This window comes from Megamonas sp. (assembly GCF_986095205.1).
The window spans coordinates 35,189-55,619 of the sequence record NZ_CFQVBI010000015.1; the positions used below are offsets into that span (position 1 = coordinate 35,189).

At 31.0% G+C, this 20,431-nt stretch carries 22 protein-coding genes; 14 read left to right on the forward strand and 8 right to left on the reverse strand.

From position 1 onward, the window contains the following. Positions 1 to 32 precede the first annotated feature (32 nt). From AC5LAX_RS02430 to AC5LAX_RS02495, 14 genes are all read left to right on the forward strand, one after another. Complete coding sequence (locus AC5LAX_RS02430; protein ID WP_181805616.1) at positions 33 to 437, forward strand: prepilin-type N-terminal cleavage/methylation domain-containing protein; 405 nt, start codon at positions 33 to 35, stop codon at positions 435 to 437. 78 nt (positions 438 to 515) lie between these two features. Beyond that, complete coding sequence (locus AC5LAX_RS02435; RefSeq protein WP_493263630.1) at positions 516 to 953, forward strand: prepilin peptidase; 438 nt, start codon at positions 516 to 518, stop codon at positions 951 to 953. 30 nt (positions 954 to 983) lie between these two features. Further along, entirely contained in the window at positions 984 to 1,403 is a 420-nt protein-coding gene (locus AC5LAX_RS02440; RefSeq protein WP_493263627.1) for a hypothetical protein, read from the forward strand. Then, a complete protein-coding gene (locus tag AC5LAX_RS02445) occupies positions 1,400 to 1,774 on the forward strand; it encodes a hypothetical protein (protein ID WP_288908865.1) in 375 nt (124 codons plus the stop codon). Before AC5LAX_RS02440 ends, AC5LAX_RS02445 begins: the two co-directional genes overlap by 4 nt. After that, positions 1,716 to 2,324 (forward strand): hypothetical protein, encoded by a 609-nt coding sequence (locus tag AC5LAX_RS02450; protein ID WP_278489326.1) that lies wholly within the window; start codon positions 1,716 to 1,718, stop codon positions 2,322 to 2,324. Before AC5LAX_RS02445 ends, AC5LAX_RS02450 begins: the two co-directional genes overlap by 59 nt. 24 nt (positions 2,325 to 2,348) lie before the next feature. Further along, a complete protein-coding gene (locus AC5LAX_RS02455) occupies positions 2,349 to 2,798 on the forward strand; it encodes a hypothetical protein (protein ID WP_288908867.1) in 450 nt (149 codons plus the stop codon). Beyond that, positions 2,764 to 3,984 (forward strand): PilN domain-containing protein, encoded by a 1,221-nt coding sequence (locus AC5LAX_RS02460; RefSeq protein WP_493263628.1) that lies wholly within the window; start codon positions 2,764 to 2,766, stop codon positions 3,982 to 3,984. The genes AC5LAX_RS02455 and AC5LAX_RS02460 overlap by 35 nt, the downstream gene beginning before the upstream one ends. Before the next feature lies 1 nt (position 3,985). Continuing rightward, on the forward strand, positions 3,986 to 4,507 hold the full coding sequence (locus tag AC5LAX_RS02465) for a type 4a pilus biogenesis protein PilO (protein WP_278849590.1): 522 nt from the start codon (positions 3,986 to 3,988) through the stop codon (positions 4,505 to 4,507). Positions 4,508 to 4,600: 93 nt separating this feature from the next. Then, positions 4,601 to 5,422, forward strand: coding sequence for a diadenylate cyclase CdaA (gene cdaA, locus AC5LAX_RS02470; RefSeq protein ID WP_008538539.1), 822 nt, complete (start codon positions 4,601 to 4,603; stop codon positions 5,420 to 5,422). Next, entirely contained in the window at positions 5,419 to 6,366 is a 948-nt protein-coding gene (locus AC5LAX_RS02475; protein ID WP_288908869.1) for a CdaR family protein, read from the forward strand. The genes cdaA and AC5LAX_RS02475 overlap by 4 nt, the downstream gene beginning before the upstream one ends. Positions 6,367 to 6,396: 30 nt before the next feature. Further along, complete coding sequence (locus AC5LAX_RS02480; RefSeq protein WP_288908871.1) at positions 6,397 to 7,998, forward strand: NAD(P)/FAD-dependent oxidoreductase; 1,602 nt, start codon at positions 6,397 to 6,399, stop codon at positions 7,996 to 7,998. An 18-nt stretch (positions 7,999 to 8,016) separates the two neighbouring features. Beyond that, a complete protein-coding gene (glmM, locus tag AC5LAX_RS02485; RefSeq protein WP_008538535.1) occupies positions 8,017 to 9,366 on the forward strand; it encodes a phosphoglucosamine mutase in 1,350 nt (449 codons plus the stop codon). Between the two features lie 347 nt (positions 9,367 to 9,713). Then, a complete protein-coding gene (gene glmS, locus AC5LAX_RS02490) occupies positions 9,714 to 11,543 on the forward strand; it encodes a glutamine--fructose-6-phosphate transaminase (isomerizing) (protein WP_008538534.1) in 1,830 nt (609 codons plus the stop codon). 161 nt (positions 11,544 to 11,704) lie between these two features. Then, complete coding sequence (locus AC5LAX_RS02495) at positions 11,705 to 13,213, forward strand: IMP dehydrogenase (protein ID WP_018999146.1); 1,509 nt, start codon at positions 11,705 to 11,707, stop codon at positions 13,211 to 13,213. A gap of 93 nt (positions 13,214 to 13,306) precedes the next feature. Here AC5LAX_RS02495 and AC5LAX_RS02500 read toward each other — a convergent pair whose 3' ends face one another. From AC5LAX_RS02500 to AC5LAX_RS02535, 8 genes are all read right to left on the reverse strand, one after another. Further along, entirely contained in the window at positions 13,307 to 14,062 is a 756-nt protein-coding gene (locus AC5LAX_RS02500) for an ABC transporter ATP-binding protein (protein WP_288908872.1), read from the reverse strand. 20 nt (positions 14,063 to 14,082) lie between these two features. Further along, positions 14,083 to 14,856 carry an ATP-binding cassette domain-containing protein gene (locus AC5LAX_RS02505; protein WP_288908873.1) on the reverse strand — a complete coding sequence of 258 codons (774 nt, stop codon included), beginning with the start codon at positions 14,854 to 14,856 and terminating at the stop codon, positions 14,083 to 14,085. 18 nt (positions 14,857 to 14,874) lie between these two features. Continuing rightward, positions 14,875 to 16,416, reverse strand: coding sequence for an ABC transporter substrate-binding protein (locus tag AC5LAX_RS02510; RefSeq protein ID WP_288908874.1), 1,542 nt, complete (start codon positions 16,414 to 16,416; stop codon positions 14,875 to 14,877). 19 nt (positions 16,417 to 16,435) lie between these two features. After that, the gene (locus AC5LAX_RS02515) at positions 16,436 to 17,245 is read right to left on the reverse strand and encodes an ABC transporter permease (RefSeq protein WP_288908875.1); all 810 of its coding nucleotides are present in this window, start codon (positions 17,243 to 17,245) and stop codon (positions 16,436 to 16,438) included. 1 nt (position 17,246) lies between these two features. Next, entirely contained in the window at positions 17,247 to 18,182 is a 936-nt protein-coding gene (locus AC5LAX_RS02520) for an ABC transporter permease (RefSeq protein ID WP_117584944.1), read from the reverse strand. A gap of 46 nt (positions 18,183 to 18,228) precedes the next feature. Further along, on the reverse strand, positions 18,229 to 18,966 hold the full coding sequence (locus tag AC5LAX_RS02525; RefSeq protein ID WP_167624761.1) for a class I SAM-dependent methyltransferase: 738 nt from the start codon (positions 18,964 to 18,966) through the stop codon (positions 18,229 to 18,231). A 29-nt stretch (positions 18,967 to 18,995) separates the two neighbouring features. Then, positions 18,996 to 19,754 (reverse strand): class I SAM-dependent methyltransferase, encoded by a 759-nt coding sequence (locus AC5LAX_RS02530; RefSeq protein ID WP_288908877.1) that lies wholly within the window; start codon positions 19,752 to 19,754, stop codon positions 18,996 to 18,998. Positions 19,755 to 19,918: 164 nt separating this feature from the next. Further along, complete coding sequence (locus AC5LAX_RS02535) at positions 19,919 to 20,365, reverse strand: GNAT family N-acetyltransferase (protein WP_288908879.1); 447 nt, start codon at positions 20,363 to 20,365, stop codon at positions 19,919 to 19,921. Between the last annotated feature and the right edge of the window lie 66 nt (positions 20,366 to 20,431).

The following is a 20,431-nucleotide window of genomic DNA, read 5'->3' on the forward strand; positions in this document are numbered from 1 at the left end:
ATTTTTAGTTATTATGAGAAAGAATGATAAAAATGATGAATAAATTTGAACAATTAAAACTAAGTGAAGATGGTTTTACTTTGATTGAAATGATGATTGTTGTAGCAATTATTGCTATTTTGACAGCAATAGCCCTACCGAAATTTAATGAATCTTTAGCAATGGCAAATACATCTAGAGTACAAGCTGATTTACAATCTTTAGATACAGCAATAGCAATGTATAAAGTTCAAAATAATAGAGCACCACAAGATATAAGTGATTTAGATGAATATATTGATGTAGAAAATATAAAGGCACCTACTGGAGATGTATATGTAAATGGCGTTTTGACTTCTAATGAAACAGGAGAAAATTATAGTCTAAATTCGGATAAAACAAATGCTACTTTCATGGGAAAAACTAGAATGGAATTTGGTAAAAATACTAGTGAATAATATTCATAATTAGAGATAAATAATAAAGAGATAAGTAATAAAATGGAAGTAAGTTTTATTTATGATTTGATTGTTTGTATGTATTTAGGCAAAATTGCTTGGGTAGATTTCAAGACTTTGAAGATAAAAAATAAGAGTTTATTATATCTAGGGTTAATTTTAGCTATTCGATTAATGATTTTTAACATGGATTTAGAAAAAGTAATCTATGCATTATTAATCAATTTAATTATCTTTGGTGTGATATATTTTTACCCTAAGCAATTAATGGGTGCAGGAGATTTAAAATTAGCTTTAGTTTTAGCTTTATGGTGTAATTATCCTCAATGTATAGTGGCGATATATATAAGTTTTATTTTTGGCGGAGTTGTAGCCATTTATTTTTGCTTAAGGAATATAAATAAAGTGAGTAAAAAAGAAAAGATATCTTTTGCACCGATGCTTATTTTAGGAAATATCATATCTTTTTTTGAAGCTGATAATATTTTAAATTTGTGGCTTAGTTTTATAGGTTAATTGCAAATGTGGTATATAGAATTAATTATAATGACAGGGATTATAGCATTGTTTACACAGAGTGTAATATTTGTCGATTTTGCCAGTGAAGAACAGAAGGTCAATAATGAAGCAATGAATTTAGTCAGTATATTGATGAATGTGCAGGAGCGTTCAAGAAATTACCATTATATGAAAGATAGTGATTTTAGACCAATTTGCTTTATTTATAGAGATAAATATACAGTTAAATTAAATGAAGATGCAGTAGAAGAAGTATATTACTTGCCTGATGATATAAAAATAGATTTTGATGATAATGCTAATTTTTATGTTTTTCGTCAAAATAGTTTATACAACAGTTGGCCAAATAAAACGATAAAAATTTATAGTGGAAATACAGCAAAATATATTGTGATAAATCGTGTGGGTAGAATACGTATAATAAATTCTTATGAGGACTCATCATGAATATGTGGCAAAATTTAAATAAAGATGAAAATGGATTTTTGCATATAGAATTATTGATTTTGATGGCTATATTATCTAGTGTAGCAATGATATATATTTGTATGGGAATATTGAGAAATCAACAGTTAAACAATGGTTATAGAATGACGGCAATATATTTAGCACAAGGATATTTAAATCTCATGGAAGAACAAAAAGCAAATATTATTCCCAATCAAATAGAATGTAATGGTATGAAGTATATGATAAAACAAAATGAATTTTTTCAAGATGATATAGATGAAATCAGTATTGAAATAAGTTGGCGCTATCATGATCAAGAAGAGACGGAATATCAAGAAAGAGAAATTAAAAGAGAAGCTATTAAATGAACAACAAGGCTTTATTGTAGGTAATGCATTGATAATTTTACCGTTAATTTTTAGTTTAATAATCGCTATTTTAATCATAGTGCAAGCCATTAGCAGTAGTATCTTTAATTATATTGACAATTGGATATTGCAAGAACAGACGAAAAATATTTTGGAGAATATGGCAACAGAAATCACTTATGCTGATGAAATCATAGACCAGATAGATTTTGCACATAAAGAAACATTGATTATTGCGACAAAAAGAAGGGCTACAGCTAATTCTGATGATATGGAAAAATATATCGGCTTTCGCAAAGAAGGAGCGATTATTTATCGTTGTGAAATATCCAAATTGAATAATGATATATATACTATTCGAGCAAAACAGCCGTTAAACAGTGAAAATTATTTTGGTAATGATAATATAAGTTACAGTTGTCGTAAAATTGATGATAATTTGTATCAATTAGATGTAACTGGTAAAACTTATAGAACTAATCAAGAATTTAAACTCACTACAGTGGTTTTACAGCGAAATGCAAAAACAATGGATAATATAGAGCCTTAATTGAAGAAAAATGAGGTTTTAATCATGGACAAAGAAGATGGTATGATAAGTATTTCTATGCTGATTGTTTTGAGTTTAATGGCTGTTTTTTCTTTGTATATTTATAGATTAAGTCTTACAGAAAATGATAGTTTAGAAATATTAAAAATGAATATGCAGACTAAAAATTATACAATAAGTGAAAGTTTAAATTTAATTGATATATATAAATACGATAAAGAAAAATGGCAAGATGATTGCATGAAGGCACAAGGTAAAGATGAATTTGATAAAGCTATTATAGTAGATGAAAAGACAGTAACAGATAAACAGATGAAAAAATCTGTAAAGATAAAAGCATATTTAATGCAGATATATAATCAAGATATATATATACTAATTGTAGAAAGTAGTTTAGAAGATATCACAAATCAAAATTGTATTTATTTACAAAAGAAAGATGATGATTGCATTGTACAGCGTTGGGAACGTTAAAAGAGAGTTAAAGAAAATAGGAAGAAAATTATATATAAGAGATTTTGCTAAGTTTATATTTGCTTATATAGAAGAAGATAAACTTTCTTTGCTGACAGTGCAGAAAATAACTGATGATAGATGGCAAATCATTCATTTTTATGCGGGAAAAATTCAGAAAAATAATGAAGATATTAATTTTTATCAAGAGATTTTATATAGATTTTATAAAGAACAAGAACGAGAAAATATAAAATATTTAGTGATAAACTTTGCTGAGCAAAAACAGCAGATTTTACATTATAGTTTTCCTCGTATGCCTTTGTCGGAAATAAAAAAAGCCCTGTATTGGGAATTACAGGAAGATATAAAGTTAGAGGAGTATTATTATACATATACGTTAGAAGATGTAAAAGAAAATTATAATTTAAAAGTAAATTTAATTAATAAGAATTTAGTGGATTTATGGCAACAATTGGCAAAAGAACAAAATCTTAATTTGTATAGTGTATTTTGTCAAAATGATGTAAAAATAGATGTGATAGCAGAAGATGAATATATAAAAAGATATAGAGTAGAAAAACAAAGTGATATTTTTAATTGTGAGTTACAAATAGATAGAGAATTATTGGCTGAAATAGAAGATTTTGATGTGATAAGTAAAATTTTAGTATGTTTTTTACAGCGACAATATCAAGAATTTTTGCCTAAAAGACAACAGTTGAGTTATTTAAATTGGCAAAATATATATTTATTATTGATAACTATTTTATTATCTTGTAGTTGTTGTTTAGGTGGTTATGCAATTACAAAATATTATCAAGCTGAAAAACAGGAACAAAATATAAAAGAAGAAATAGCTTTAGTACAAAATGATATAGATGATATAGAGCAGTTAAAACAACAAGAAGCTTTAATTAAAGATAAACAAAAATTAGTGCAGAATTTAGAAGAAAAATCAGTGAATATATATGCTATTTTAATTAATTTAGGTGCAAATACAGTAGATGATGTAGCTTTAACTGATTTGAAGATAAAAGATGGAGAAATTTTTTTGAAGGGACGAGCGAGAAATTATCAAAATATAGCTGTATATAAAGAGAAATTATCGGAAATAAGATTTTTCCAAACGAGTGAAATTGGAGAGATAAAGATTAATACGGAAGATAATTTATTGGATTTTACGATGAAGATAGTGATGAGGTAAAATGAAATATAAAGATTATAAACATTTAATTATTTGTATAAGTATCATTAGTCTATGGATAATGATACTATTTTTTTTAGAAAATATAGTGAGTTCTAAAATAGATATATTAAATACTGAAAGAAATCAACAACAAGAAGAATTGATAAATTATTATGATTTTATGGCAAAAAATAAAAACGTAGATAGCTATAAAGAAAAGATAGATTTTAATTTAAATTTATTAACAGAAAAAATACCGCAAGAGATAGATGAAGAAAAGTTTTTATTACAATTAAATGATATGGCAAAATATTCATCAGTAAATATCATAGAAATGATGCCTAAAAATAAGAGTACACAAGATAATTTAAAGCAAGAAGAAATAGAACTTGTATTGCAAGGTGATTATTTTGCTATAGTTGATTTTTTACATCAATTGAATTTAAATAGTAGATTGGTAAGTATACAAGATAGCAATATTTTTATACAAAATAATACGATAAATGCGAAATTAACTTTACAAATTTATGCGAATAATTAATAATAGATAAAGATAAATAAAATCTGTTATAATTAAATAGAATATTTTTATATTTAAATTTTATACTTAATATAGATGGGAGTAGTAATCTATATGTTGATACAGCTAGAAGGTCTTATAAAAACTATAGGCATATTAGATGTCTTTGATATTTTAATTGTGGCATTTATTTTATATCGAGTGTATAAAATGTTAGAAAATACACGAGCGATAACCTTGACAAGAGGTTTATTGATATTATTACTTTTAGCGATTATTACTAGTTGGCTTGAATTGCATGTTATAAACTGGTTATTACAAAAGATTGTTACTTTGTTATTTGTAGCATTGCCAATTGTATTTCAACCAGAATTGCGACGTGCTTTAGAGCATATAGGTGAAGGTGGATTTTTCAAACGTTCGATGTTGTTGAACTATGAAGAAGCTTGTTCGTTAGTATCAGAATTGGATAAGGCTGTTACAAAATTATCATCTACAAAAACAGGAGCATTGATTGTACTTGAGCGCAATATGGGTTTAAATGATATTTGTGCAAGTGGAATAAAAATTGATGGGATTGTTAGTGCTGAATTTTTACTAAATGTATTTATCCCAAACACTCCACTACACGATGGAGCAGCCATTATACGCGGTAATCGTTTGATTGCGGCAGGTTGTTTATTGCCACTTACTGATGATAGGTCATTAAGCACAGAGCTTGGTACTCGCCATCGTGCAGCTATAGGTTTATCAGAACAATGTGATGCTGTAGTTGTTATTGTCAGTGAAGAGACAGGAACAATTTCTGTGGCTGAAGCAGGTAGAATATATCGTCATTTAGATTCTGAACAGTTAAAACAATATTTGATGCCAATATTTTCACCAAGAAAGACAACCTTAAAAGAAGCTGTCTTGAAATGGAGGCAAAAAAAATGATAAGTTTTTTTAGAAAAAATCTTCCAGAAAAATGTTTAGCACTTATAGTTGCCATAGGTTGCTGGATTTTTGTAATGAATGACCAAAATCCGCAGATTGAAAATACTTATACAGTGCCAATTGGAATAGTTAATGCACCAGAAGGATATCAAATATCCAAAGATGTTGAAGAAGTAAAATTGAAAGTGCGTGCACCACGTTCGCTATTTTCAAATGTAGAAACATCTAGCTTTAGAGCTTATGTAGATTTAAATGGTGTGGAAAATGGAATTCATGATTTACAGATACAGACAGTTTTACCTCGTGGTTTTGAATTGATTTCAGCAGGTCCAACAAAAGTATCTATAAATGTTGATAAAATTGAGCAAAAAGAAGTACCTGTTCGCTTGAATTTATCTGGTATTCCAGGTGATGGCAAAGTGGTAGCAAGTGTAGAACAGTCTTTACAGAATATAACAATTGAAGGCCCTGTTAGCATTTTAAATAAAGTAACAGCGGCAGTAGGTTATATTGGTGTAAATGGAAATAATGAAAACTTTAGTGTAACAGTGCCACTTATTGCAGTTAATGACAAAGATAAAGAAGTGGAAGGCGTTAAGCTATTACCTAAAACAGTAGATGTTTCCATTATTTTGGCTAAAGGTTTAAACAAAAAAATTATCGATATAAAACCAACATTGATGTCTGATTTGCCAATGGGTTATATCTTAAAATCAGTGAAGGTAGAGCCTGAAAAAATAGAAGTTAGTGGTAATCCTGATATTATTGGCAATATGACTTATTTATCCACAGAAAATATATCTTTGGCAAATGTTACAAAATCGACGAAACAAACAGTTAATTTAATTGTGCCGGAAGATATAAATGTTCCTAATCAGGAAGTAACTGTATGGATAGAAATAGAAACAAAAGAAAATAAAACTGATAATAAAACAAATAAATAAAGTTAAAATAAGATGAAGTAGGTTTGTTAAATGATAAGAATTAAAAATTTTAATGTACCATTTAATGACCAATCTCCGATAAATGATTTAGTTGCAAAACGATTAAAGTTACCACCTCAACATATTGATGAGGTGGTAATTGTTCGTAAGGGGATTGATGCTAGAAGGTATAAGGGAGCTCCTATTTATTTTGTGTATATATTAGATGTGAAAGTTAATATTGCAGAAAATAAAGTTTTAGCTAGATTAAAAAAAGACAAGAATGTAGAAATCGTAACTACTAAAAAAGTGGATAAAATTAATTGTCAAAAAAGTAAAACATTTAGACCGATAATAATTGGTTTTGGCCCTGCGGGAATGTTTTCGGCGTTAGTTTTAGCTAAAAATGGATATAGACCACTTATTTTTGAACGTGGAAGTGATGTGGATACTAGACATCAAGATATTGAAAAATTTTGGCAAGGTGGACAATTAAAAGAAAATTCCAATGTACAGTTTGGCGAAGGTGGAGCAGGAACTTTTTCTGATGGCAAATTAACAACTCGTATCAATGATAGTAAAATTACAGATGTGTTAGAAGCTTTTGTAGAAGCTGGAGCACCACCAGAAATAAAATATTTGCATAAACCACATATCGGTACAGATATTTTGCGCATTGTTGTAAAAAATATTCGTGAGAAGATAAAAGCTTTAGGCGGAGAAATTTTCTTTAATTCACAAGTTACAGATTTTATAATAAAAGATGATAAAATCTGTGGAGTTGAAATCAACCATAAAGAAAAATTCACAGCAAGTGATGTATTTTTAGGTATTGGTCATAGTGCAAGAGATACGTATGAATTGTTATATTCTAAGGGAATATCCATGGAAGCGAAACCTTTTGCAATCGGTGTGCGTATAGAACATCCGCAAGATTTAATTGATAAAGCTCAATATGGTGAAGATTATAAAAGTGAATTATTGCCAGTAGCAGATTATTCATTGACTTATAATAATCGCCAAAAAGGTAGAAGTGTATATTCTTTTTGTATGTGCCCAGGTGGTCAAGTAGTAGCTGCTGCTTCAGAACTAGGTAGAGTCGTTGTAAATGGTATGAGTAATTATAAACGTAATTCTGGTATTGCAAATAGTGCATTGCTCGTCAATGTAACGCCAGATGATTTTGGTCATAATGTCTTAGATGGCATTGCTTTTCAACGTCATTATGAAGAAATGGCATATATTTGTGGTGGTAGAAATTATCATGCACCAGTGCAAACGGTTGGCGATTTCTTAAAAGATAAAGTAAGTGATGATAATTTTTTAGTAGAACCAACGTATAAACCGGGAGTAAAGATTTGCAATTTACGCGAATGTTTACCAGATTTTACAACACAGATGTTGGCTGAAGCATTACCTAATTTTGATAAGAAAATTCCAGGTTTTGCAGGTGAACATGTGGTGATGACTGGGGTAGAAATGCGTTCTTCTGCACCATGTAGAATTATTCGCAACAGACAAACATATATGTCTGAAAATATAAAAGGGTTATATCCTATAGGCGAAGGTGCTGGATACGCTGGCGGTATAATGAGTGCTGCTGTTGATGGCGTAAATGCAGCTTATGCTTATATAGAAAATATTATAGAATAATTGAGAGGGGTTTATTTTATGGCTAGAATGTTTGGAACTGACGGTGTTAGAGGTAAGGCAAATGTTGAATTAACACCAGAATTAGCTTATAACTTAGGACGTGCTGCTGCCATTTATTTTACAAAGAAAGATGGCGAAGCTTGCACAATCTATATTGGTAGAGATACTCGCTTATCTGGTCCAATGTATGAAGCAGCTTTATCTGCAGGGATTTGTTCTGCTGGTGGTAATGTAGTATTAACAGGTGTAATGCCAACTCCAGCTGTAGCTTATTTAGCTCGCAAACATAAAGCTGATGCAGGTATTGTAATTTCTGCTTCTCACAATCCATTCCATGATAATGGTATTAAATTCTTTGGTGGCGATGGTTATAAATTACCAGATGCCGTAGAAGATGAAATCGAAGCATTAGTACATGAAATTGAAAATAATGATAATTTATATCGTCCAACAGATGACAAAATTGGTAATGTAGTTTATCGTCATGATTTATTAGATGAATATGTATCTTTTGTAACTAAAACTACTGATATCGAATTAGAAGGTATGAAAATTGTTTTAGACTGCGCAAATGGTGCAGCTTATGAAGCTATGCCAAAAATTTTACGTCGTTTAGGTGCAGATGTAATCGTAATTCACGATAAACCAAACGGTATCAATATCAACGATAATTGCGGTTCAACACATTTAGAATCTTTGATGGAAGCTGTAAAAGAACATAAAGCAGATATTGGTATTGCTCATGATGGTGATGCTGATAGATGTTTATGTATTGATGAAAATGGTGAATTCATCGATGGCGACCATATGATTGCAGCTTGTGCTATTTATATGATGGGCAAAGGCAAATTAAAAGATAATACTGTAGTTACTACAGTTATGGCAAATATCGGTTTCCATAAAGCTATTAAAGAAAATGGCGGACGTACAGAAATCACAGCTGTAGGCGATAGATATGTATTAGAAAATATGCTTGCTAATGGTTATAACTTAGGCGGAGAACAATCTGGTCATATTATCTTTACAGATTTTTCTACTACTGGTGATGGCCCTGTTACAGCACTTCAAGTATTATCTTATTTAAAACGTACAAGACATAAAGCTTCTGCAATTACAAAAATCATGACAAGTTATCCACAGCTTTTAGTAAATGTAAAAGTAGCTACTAAAGATGGTTGGGAAGATAATGAAGCTATAAAAGCTTCTATCGAAGAAGGTAAACAACAATTAGGTGAAAATGGTCGTATTTTAGTACGTCCATCTGGTACAGAACCTTTAATTCGTGTAATGGCTGAAGGCCCTGACCAAAAAGAATTAGAAGAAATCTGCTATAAAATTGCTGATGTAGTAAAAGCTCAGCAAGGATAAATAGAAAAATATATTTATTTTATTTCTATTGACAAAATCATAAGTTATAATTAAAATATGAGCATGCACAAAGATGAAATAATTTTGTGCATGCTTTTTTGATATAGTTCTGTATATAAAGATAATAAAAGGGTTTATATAAACTTTAGCGCTGGCTCTGTTTTATATTTATGAAATAGAGTACGAGGAAGAAGTCGTCGAAAATATCAGCGGATGCTTCTCGGCTTAATCTAGTCGATAGTAGCTGGCAAAACTTTTAAGTGATTAAAAGGACAATACAGCAAAAGATTTATACAGAAAATATATCTTCAAAAATTTAATAATTTAATTTTAGGAGGCATATTTTTATGTGCGGTATTGTAGGTTATGTTGGTGAAAAACAGGCAGCTAATTTTTTAATTGATGGATTAACAAAATTAGAATATAGAGGATATGACTCTGCTGGTATTGCTGTTTTTGATGGTGAAAAAATTAATGTGGCAAAATCTGTTGGTCGTTTAGCTGCATTAAAAGAAAAAATCAAAAATAATACTCCTGAAGGTGTAATGGGTATTGGTCATACTAGATGGGCAACTCATGGACGTCCATCTGATGTGAATTCTCATCCACATACAGATTGTTCTGGCAAATTCGCTATTGTACACAATGGTATTATCGAAAACTTTATGTCTTTAAAAGAAGAATTAATAGCTAAAGGACATAAATTTGTTTCTGAAACAGATACTGAAGTTGTAGCTCATTTAATCGAAGATGTTTATGAAGGTGATTTTGTAGAGGCTGTAAATAAAGTATTGAATAGAATTGAAGGTTCTTATTCTCTTGCTTTCATGTGCCAAGATTATCCAGATACACTTATTTGTACTAAAAAAGATAATCCACTAGTAATCGGTTTAGGTGAAGGTGAAAACTTTATAGCTTCTGATATTCCTGCTATCATTGCTTATACTCGTCGTACTTATATTATGAATGATGGCGAAATTGCAGTAGTTAAAAAAGATAGCATTTGGGTAACAGATAGAAAAGGTAATCCTATCACTAAAAAAGTATTTGAAGTAAATTGGAATGCTGAAGCTGCTGAAAAAGGCGGATATGAACATTTCATGTTGAAAGAAATTCATGAACAGCCAAAAGCAGTAAGAGATACAATTTCTCCACGTATCAATAAAGAAAATACACAAGTTGTTTTAGATGAATTAAAATGGACTAAAGAATATGTAGAAAACTTTAATAAAATCTATATTGTAGCTTGTGGTACAGCTTATCATGCTGGTCTTGTAGGTAAATATTACATTGAAAAATTAGCTCGTATACCAGTAGAAATCGATATTGCTTCTGAATTTAGATATCGTGATCCAATTATTGATGAACACACACTTACAATTGTTATCAGTCAGTCTGGTGAAACAAGTGATACACTTGCAGCACTTAAAGAATCTAAACGTCTTGGTGCAAAAACTTTAGCTATTACAAACGTAGTAGGTTCTTCTATCGCTCGTGAAGCTGATCAGGTAATGTACACATGGGCTGGCCCAGAAATCGCTGTAGCTTCTACGAAAGCATATACAACTCAGCTTGTAACAATGTTCTTATTTGCTATGTATGTTTCTGGCTTAAAAGGTACTATTACAACTGAAAGAACTCATGAACTTTTAACACAGCTTCGTTTACTTCCAGATGAAATAAATCGTACTTTAGAAGATGTAGAACCAATCAAAACTTTTGCTAAAAATTATGCATTTAACAATGATGTATTCTACATTGGTCGTTCTTTAGACTATAATGTAGCACTTGAAGGTTCTTTAAAATTAAAAGAAATTTCCTATATTCATGCTGAAGCATATGCAGCTGGTGAATTAAAACATGGAACACTTGCATTGATTGAATCTGGTGTGCCTGTTATTGCTCTTGCAACTCAAAAAAGTGTATATGAAAAAACTTTAAGCAATATTAAAGAAGTAAAAGCTCGTGATGCAGTTATGATTGGTATTGCGGCTGAAGATGATAATGAACTTGAAAAATATGTAGACCATGTAATCAAAGTTCCAGCTACAGATGAATTATTAATTCCACTTTTAACTGTAGTACCTTTACAATTACTTGCTTATTATGCAGCAATTACTCGTGGTTGTGATGTAGATAAACCTCGTAATCTTGCTAAATCTGTAACAGTAGAATAAAAAAGTGTAAAACGGCTGTAGAAACTGCAGCCGTTTTTATTAATTTTGTTTAATAGTAGTTGACAAATAAGAAAAATAATACTATTATCTAGAAAATACTTTTATTACATTTTATTTTGCGTTATACTAGTACTATAAAAAATAAGGAAAGAGGTATTGTCGTGGCATATTATTTTAAAGAAGCATCTCATACTTTTGGGGAATATTTATTAGTTCCAGGTTATTCTTCTGAAAAATGCATTCCTGCAAATGTTTCTCTTGAAACTCCACTTGTAAAATTCAGAAAAGGTGAAGAACCAAAAATAAAGCTTAATGTTCCAATGACTTCCGCTATCATGCAGGCTGTATCTAATGATACAATGGCTATTGCACTTGCAAAAGAAGGCGGTATTTCCTTTATTTACGGTTCTCAAAGCATTGAAGACCAAGCCGCAATGGTTAGTCGTGTAAAAAATTATAAATCTGGTTTTGTAAGTAGTGATTCTAATATTATGCCTTCTACTACTTTAGGCGAAGTATTAGCATTAAAAGCTAAAACTGGACATTCTACAATGGCTGTTACTGAAGATGGTACACCAACAGGAAAATTAGTAGGTATTGTTACTAGCCGTGATTATCGTGTTAGTCGTATGAGCATGGATACAAAAGTTGAAACTTTCATGACTCCATTTAACAAATTAATCTATGCTGATGCAGATACTACTACATTGTCTATGGCAAATGACCTCATTTGGCAACATAAATTAAATATGTTACCTCTTGTTGATAAAAATCAACGTTTACGCTACATGGTGTTTAGAAAAGACTATACAGATAACAAAGAACATGCATTAGAACTTACAGATAACAATAAACGTTATTTAGTAGGTGCTGGTATTAACACTCGTGATTATGCAGAACGCGTTCCTGCACTTTTAAAAGCTGGTGCTGATGTACTTTGTATCGACTCTTCTGAAGGTTTTTCTGAATGGCAAAGAATGACATTAAAATATATTCATGAAAACTTCGGCGAAGATGTAAAAGTTGGTGCTGGTAACGTAGTAGATAAAGATGGCTTCCGTTTCTTAGCTGAAGCAGGTGCTGACTTCGTAAAAGTTGGTATCGGTGGTGGTTCTATCTGTATCACTCGTGAAACAAAAGGTATTGGTCGTGGACAGGCTACAGCTTTAATTGATGTAGTTGAAGCTCGTGATGAATATTATAAAGAAACAGGTATTTATATTCCTGTATGTTCTGATGGTGGTATTGTACATGACTATCATATGACTCTTGCATTAGCTATGGGTGCAGATTTCCTCATGCTTGGACGTTATTTCTCCCGCTTTGATGAAAGCCCAACAAATAAAGTTCGTATCAATGGTACTTACTTAAAAGAATATTGGGGCGAAGGTTCTAATCGTGCTCGTAACTGGCAACGTTATGACCTCGGTGGAGATAAAAAATTATCCTTCGAAGAAGGCGTTGATTCCTACGTTCCATATGCAGGACCATTACATGATAACGTTATGTTAACTCTTAGCAAAATGCGTTCTACAATGTGCAACTGTGGTGCATTAAACATCAAAGAATTCCAAGATAAAGCAAAACTTACTTTAGTTTCCGCAACAAGTATTGTTGAAGGCGGTTCACATGATGTTATTCTTAAAGATAAATTTAGAGGTAATGATTGATTTTAATTAAATTTAAATGATATTATTGCAGTAAATAAAAAAGATTGCATTAGAAAATTTTCTAGTGCAATCTTTTTGTTTTATATATTTGTTTTAACTGCAAATATTGATTAATTCTTTTGTGTATTCTTCTTGGGGATTTTTTAGAATTTCTGAGGTTAAGCCTCGTTCAATGATTTTTCCTTGATACATAATCAATATTTTATTACATAATTTTTGGACTAAAGCTAAATCATGAGAGATAAAAATAATGCTTAAATCTAATTCTTGGCGAAGTTTTAATAGTAAATTCAAAATTTCCATTTGCGTTATCGTATCTAATGCAGATGTTATTTCATCACAGATTAAAACTTGGGGTTTAATAGAAATTGCTCTAGCTATAGCACAACGCTGACATTGACCACCACTTATTTGATGAGGATATTTATTTTTTATCTCCAAGGGTAAAGCTACCTTAGTTAATAAATCATCTAAAATTTGTTTTGCTTGAGCTTTGTTTGTACCAATATTAATTAGTGGCTCAATAATACTATCGCCTAGACGTTGACGCGGATTAAATGATTCTTGAGGTAATTGAAAGACCATTTGTACTTGGCGATAAAATTGTTTTAATTCTTGTCTAGAATATTGATGGATATTTTTATCTTTAAATAATACTTCTCCTATAGTTGGCGTTTCAAGTCTTATTAAAATATTGGCTAATGTAGATTTGCCACAGCCACTTTCGCCGACAATGGCAAGGCTATCGCCTTTTTGTAGGGTGAAATTTATATCATCTAAAGCTTTAAAATCATGGTCATTTTTTAGATAGTTTTTAGTCAAATTAATGACTTTTAAAATTTCTTGCATAAAAGCACCTCTTTAGGTGTTTATTTTTTTAGTGTGATAACGGCTTGTAATAATTTTTTAGTGTAATCTTCTTGGGGATTGGCTAAAAGAATTTCTGTGGGATTTTGTTCAATTATTTTGCCTTGGTGCATGATGATGATTTTATCTGCTATTTTGGCTAAAACTTTTAAATTGTGAGATACGAATAAAATGCTCGTATTTAATTTTTGTTTCATCAATAATAATTCTTGTAAAACTTTAGCTTGGGACATGACATCTAAAGCAGAAGTAGGCTCATCAGCAATTAATAATTGAGGTTTTAACATCATTGTCAGAGCGATATTAATGCGTTGGTTCATGCCACCAGATAACATAAAGGGATAGGCATTTAAAATATTTTTGCCGTCATTTAAACCTATTTTGGTAAAAATATCTAATGCTTGAGCGATGATTTCATCAGCTGTGATTTTTTGATGCGCTGATATGGTTTCAATGAATTGACTTTTTATAGTGCGGACAGGGCAAAAAAATGTTTGCGGGTTTTGCGAAATAAAGGCTATTTCTTTACCATAGATATGAGTTAATTGTTTTGTTTTTAAGTCATATAAATTTTTATCTTGCCAATGGATTTCACCTTGAATATTAAAATCTTTTGGCAATAGATGTAAAATGCTGTTTAATAAAGTACTTTTTCCAGAACCAGAACCGCCAGCAATACCAATTATTTCAGCAGTATTTAATTTTAGATTGATGTTATTTAAGATATTTTGTTTATTATGGGAAATAGTTAAATCTCGAATAGTTAATAAGGACATGATTGACCTACCTATTTATTATTTAAAATCTAAATCGGCAGTGATTTCATAATAATCACTAGGATGAGCTACAAAATTTATGACCTTGGACTTAGAGACAAAAGACATTTTTAAATGAGAAGCGAAGATAAAGCCATAATCATCTAATAAAATCTGTTGCATCTGCACTGCTAAGTCAGCTCGTTTTTGACTATCGAATTCATTATGCAGTTTTTGAGCTAAGATTTCTAATTTATCGTTATAATATTTACCACGATTTTTGGCTGAATTTTGGAGACAATGTGTAGTGAAGAAATATTCTGGATCGCCAGTCGGTGCAGTTACAAAGGCACTGGCATAAATATCCCAGTTTCCACTAGCTAAAAATTCTTGTTGATTGATAGTATTGTTGATTTTTAAGTCGATGCCGATGGTTTTTAGATTGGCTTGAGCGATTTCTGCAAGTAAGGGCAATTCTTGGCGACCAGGATAAGTCAGCCAGCGAAGTATGAGTTTTTGTCCATTTTTATCAACATAGCCATCACCGTCATTATCTATCCAGCCAGCTTGGGCTAATAGTTCTTTAGCTTCTGTTGGATTGTAATTTATAGTTTGTAATTTATCGCCACCAAAGGTGAAATTATCTGGGAAAGCACCAATGGCTATAGAACCATTATCTTGGAGTAGGTTATGCGTAAAACCTTGTTTATCTAAACTCATAGCTATAGCTTTGCGAATATTATAATCTTGAAGTATAGGATTGTTATAGTTTATTTGGGCAAAAAAACAGCGAGAAGTAGCTATTGAACTCACATGATAATCGGGATTATTTTGGAATAAATCTAAATTAGCATAAGGAAGCCCCTGGACAGCATCAAATTCTCCAGTTTGTAATGCCATAGTGAGCGTATCGCCATCTATTACTTCAGTTATAATTACTTTATCCATGGCTACATTGCCGTTCCAGTAATTAGGATTTTTTACAAGTTCAATTTGTTTATCTGATATTTTAGTAGCGACAAAGGGGCCAGTGCCAGCTACATTATTATCAGCAGTAATACCATATTGCATATCGATAATGGCACCATAAGGATCGCTAAGATAATTTAAAAGGGCAGGGACTTTTTCTTGTGATTTAATGATGACATCTTGACCATCAGCTGTGATTGAGGCAATTTTTAAATCAAAAGGAGCTCTGTCATGATTTTTGATTAAATCTTCTAGACATTCTTTGACAGCTTGACCATCTAAGGCTCTACCACTAGAAAATTTAATATTATCTTTTAAAGTGATTTTTACAGTATAATCATCTAATTGTTCATAGCTTTTAGCAAGCCATGGTTCAAGTTGCATTTTATCATTAAATTTAAATAAGGTCTCGCCAACACCATAGCGGACTGCTGACCAGCCGGAATAATCATGGTGCGGATTTAGACCAGTATTGCCCATTTCAATACCATAGGCAGTAGTGCCGAAATGAAATACTTTTTCTGTGGAAGAAGTAGTGTTATCGGAAGTACAACCTGTTAAATAAAAATTTATTAAAAATAAACATAATGCTAGGACTTTAGAAAAAGACATGAAAACCTCCTATTTTATTTTAGGATAATTGTTTAGGGTCTAGTTTATCATTAAGTACATCAGCGAATAGATTAAATAGTAATACTGTGAGAAAAATAGCAGCAGCAGGAGCTAAAATCATCCATGGAGCAATTTGTAAAAAAATACGACCACTGCTCATCATAGCACCCCATTCTGCTGATGGAGGCATAGCACCTAAGCCTAAAAAAGATAGACCAGCAATTTCCATAATCATAGTGCCGATATTTAAAGTGGCCGTAGTGAGTAAAATGGGGAATATATTGGGTAAAATATGTTTGTAGATAATTTTGAAATCACTAGAACCATTGATAATGCTTGCTTTGATAAATAGAGAATTTTTTAAAACTAAAGTTTGACTGCGAGCAAGTAGGGCAAATTTGGGCCAGGAAATCAATGAAAGTGCCAGTATGGCATTGAAAATACTACCACCTAAAATACCAACTAAAGCGATAGCAAAGATAATTCCCGGAAAAGCAAGAAAAATATCTGTAATTCGCATTAAAAGATTGTCTAAGTTTTTGTCAAAATAACCACAGATAACACCGATTAAAGAACCGAAAACACTTGATATAATGACGAGAAATAATGAAGAAAAAATAGTTGTTTGAGCACCGATTAAGATGCGAGAAAAGATATCGCGACCATATTTATCTGTACCGAGTAAGTGTATGGTATTAGGTGCTTGTAGTGTATTAGCTAAATTTTGTTCATAAGGATCAAACGGTACAATATATGGTGCTAGGATAGTGATGAATAGTAAAATGCAAATAGCACAAGTTAATAAATAAAATTTAAAATTAGTATTCATATTAAGCTTTCCATTGTTGTTTTATTCTAGGATCTAAATAATGATATAAGATATCTGCAATCAGATTGATAAACATATAGATAAGAGAGAGATAAAATACATATGCTAAAACGATAGGATAATCGCGAAGGTTGATAGCATCAATAGCCAATTTGCCGACACCGTCCCAGCGGAAAATAGTTTCAATGATGGCACTGCCACCCAAAAGTGAACCAATAGATAGACAGATAAGCGTTAAAAGTGGAAGTGTAATCATTTTTAAAATGCTGTGAATTAAAATTGTAGATAATTTCAAACCACGAGCTTTAGCACAGCGTACATAATCTTGATGAAGTTGCTCAATGACTACAATACGGATTTGGCGGATATACTTTGCACTCATAGGCAGGGCAAGTGCTATGGAAGGCAAAATAAGACCGATAAAATTATTATCAATTAAAACAGGAATTAATTTTAATTGTACGGAGAAAATATAAATTAAAATTAAAGCCACCACAAATCCAGGTAAGGAATTGCCGATAAAACTAAATAGGCGAATTATATAATCAATTATTTTATTTTGTTTAATCGCTGATAAAATACCAAGTGGTAAAGATATCAATAAAGTCAATAAAATAGAGCTAAGTGTCAGATATAAAGTCTGTGGTAATTTATCAAAAAACAGAGAAGAAACATCTTTTCCAGAAAGGTAAGAAGTTCCCATATTGCCAGATAATATGGATAATAGCCAATTTAGATATTGAATAAATATCGGCTGGTCTAAGCCTAAATCTTGACGAATTTGTGTTTTAGTGGCTTCTGAATAAACGACTCCACGATTTAGTTCCATGATATCGACAATATCATTAGTTGAATGCAATAAAATAAAAGTGAATAAAGTAATACCTAATAAAATGGGTATTAAATAAAGTAAACGATGTAGTATATATTTTTTCATGATTTTCCTATATAAAATATAAATAGAGTAATAGCAAATAATTAATTTATTTTTGTGCGTAGATTAAAAATACAGGAGCAGGATTGTAGAATTTATCTTGATGTTTGTAAATACGTTGACCGATATTTGTATCAGCAAATACATCTTTGAATTGAAGTTGTTTTAAAATGCGTAAATCCCAATCAGGACGTATTTTTGAAGATATTTCTAAACTATTTTTGATTAAATCACATTCTTGCATGAGTGTTGGTTTCACTTGGCGGTGAGCATGATTTAAAGGTAGATTTTCTATTTTAGTTTGATAAAATTGCTCATTGCCATAATCAGCATCAAAATTTAATAAAATTCCCTGTGGTTTTAATACGCGATACCATTCACTATACGCTTTTTGTGGATTGGGCAAAGTCCATGTGAGATTTCTAGAGATAACGACATCAAAAGTATTATCTGCAAAATAAAGATTTTCAGCGTCCATCACTTGAAAATTGATTTTATAATCATGCTGTTGAAGTTTAGTTAAAGATTGTTTAGCTTGCTCAATCATGGAAGCTGTTAAATCAATGCCTTCTACTTCGTGATGATATTGGGCAAGTAGATTGGCAAAAAAGCCAGTACCTGTGCCGACATCAAGGATTTTGCAAGGTTTTTGTGGTAAATATTTAGTGATTTCAGTGAGCCATAATTCAGACATATAACTATGCAATTCTTCTTGTCGCAATTGAGCAAAATTTTCACTGCGTTTTGTCCAATAATTAATAATTCTATCTTTGATTTTTGTTTCCATAAAAATTCCCCATTTAATGTTGATTTAGATTATTTGATTGCTTTGATTAAAAACATTGGTGTAGAAGCATAATTTAATTTTTCTTCATCGCTCCATACTTGTTGCCAGATGTCTGGAATAATATTTATCGTAGTAAAACCGATTTTAGTTAAAATTTCTCTATCCCAATCAGGTCGATTTATACTGCTTAAAGGAACTTGTCTGGCGATATTTTCCATGGCATCAATATCGGTGCAAGTATAGTGGTCATCTATGTGAGCTTTGGCAACTATTTTTCTATCTTCTTCATAAGCTTGCCTTTTTTGCTCATCAAATAAATGGTTGTACCAATTAGCATCAAAATTTAATAAAACGCCATCTTTTTTTAAGACGCGATGCCATTCACTATAAGCTTGTTGTGGATTTTCTAAATTCCATGTCAGATTGCGTGTAACGATGACATCAAATTTTTCATCAGGAAAATTTAAATTTTGAGCGTCCATCTGTTGAAAGTCGATTTGTTCGCTGAGTTTACCTGCATTTTGTTTAGCTTCTAAAAGCATTTGTTCAGTGTAATCAATAGCTGTGATATCAAAACCTAATTGAGCTAAAATAATGGCAAAAAAACCTGGCCCAGTGCCAATATCTAAGATTTTTATATTTTTATTAGCTTTAAAAGGAATGTATTGTAATAAAGTTTGTTGCCATTTATGTTTTTGTTCACTATGTAATTCGCCTTGATTGACTTGAGAATATCCTTCGGCACGATTTGTCCAATAAGTTTGTATTTCTTGTAATAATTTTGTCATAATTATCCTCACCATTGTATGATTATGTAAATTAGTATAAAACGATAAATATTCAGCCACAAGCTCTACTAGGGGATATAAATAAGCGAAAAATAAAAAAAGCTATAAAGAAGATTATTCCTTGAAAATACAGGGCTAGGAAAGATTTTCTTTATAGCTTAGATTTATTTTTTTAGATGTAATATGGGGAAGGGGCGGTTATCACTATCTACAGGTGAACGTTTAAAAATAGTAAAACCTTGTCGCAAATAAAATTTTAGAGCTTTAGGATTTTGCTCATTTACATCAACATATTTAATTTGATAATCTTGTATGGCAGTGGAAATCATTTTATAGCCGATACCTTGTTGAAAATAATCAGGACTTAAAAATAACATCTCTAATTTATCATCAGCAATTCCAGCAAAACCGATAGGCTCATCATCATCTGTAAATGATACGAGTAAAATCGGAATTTGTTTTAATCCTATGACTACTTGAGGCAAAATATCTTTTATATCTTGAGGAGAAAGAAATAAATGTGTAGCTTCAACTGATTTTTGCCAAATAATTGTCAATTTATCTATGAGTGTTTCATTTCGCAAAGAATAATCTATTTCTTTTAGATACATAATGAAACTCCTTTCACTAAGGTGATAAATATATTTTAATTTATTATAGATTATATTTGAAGGCTT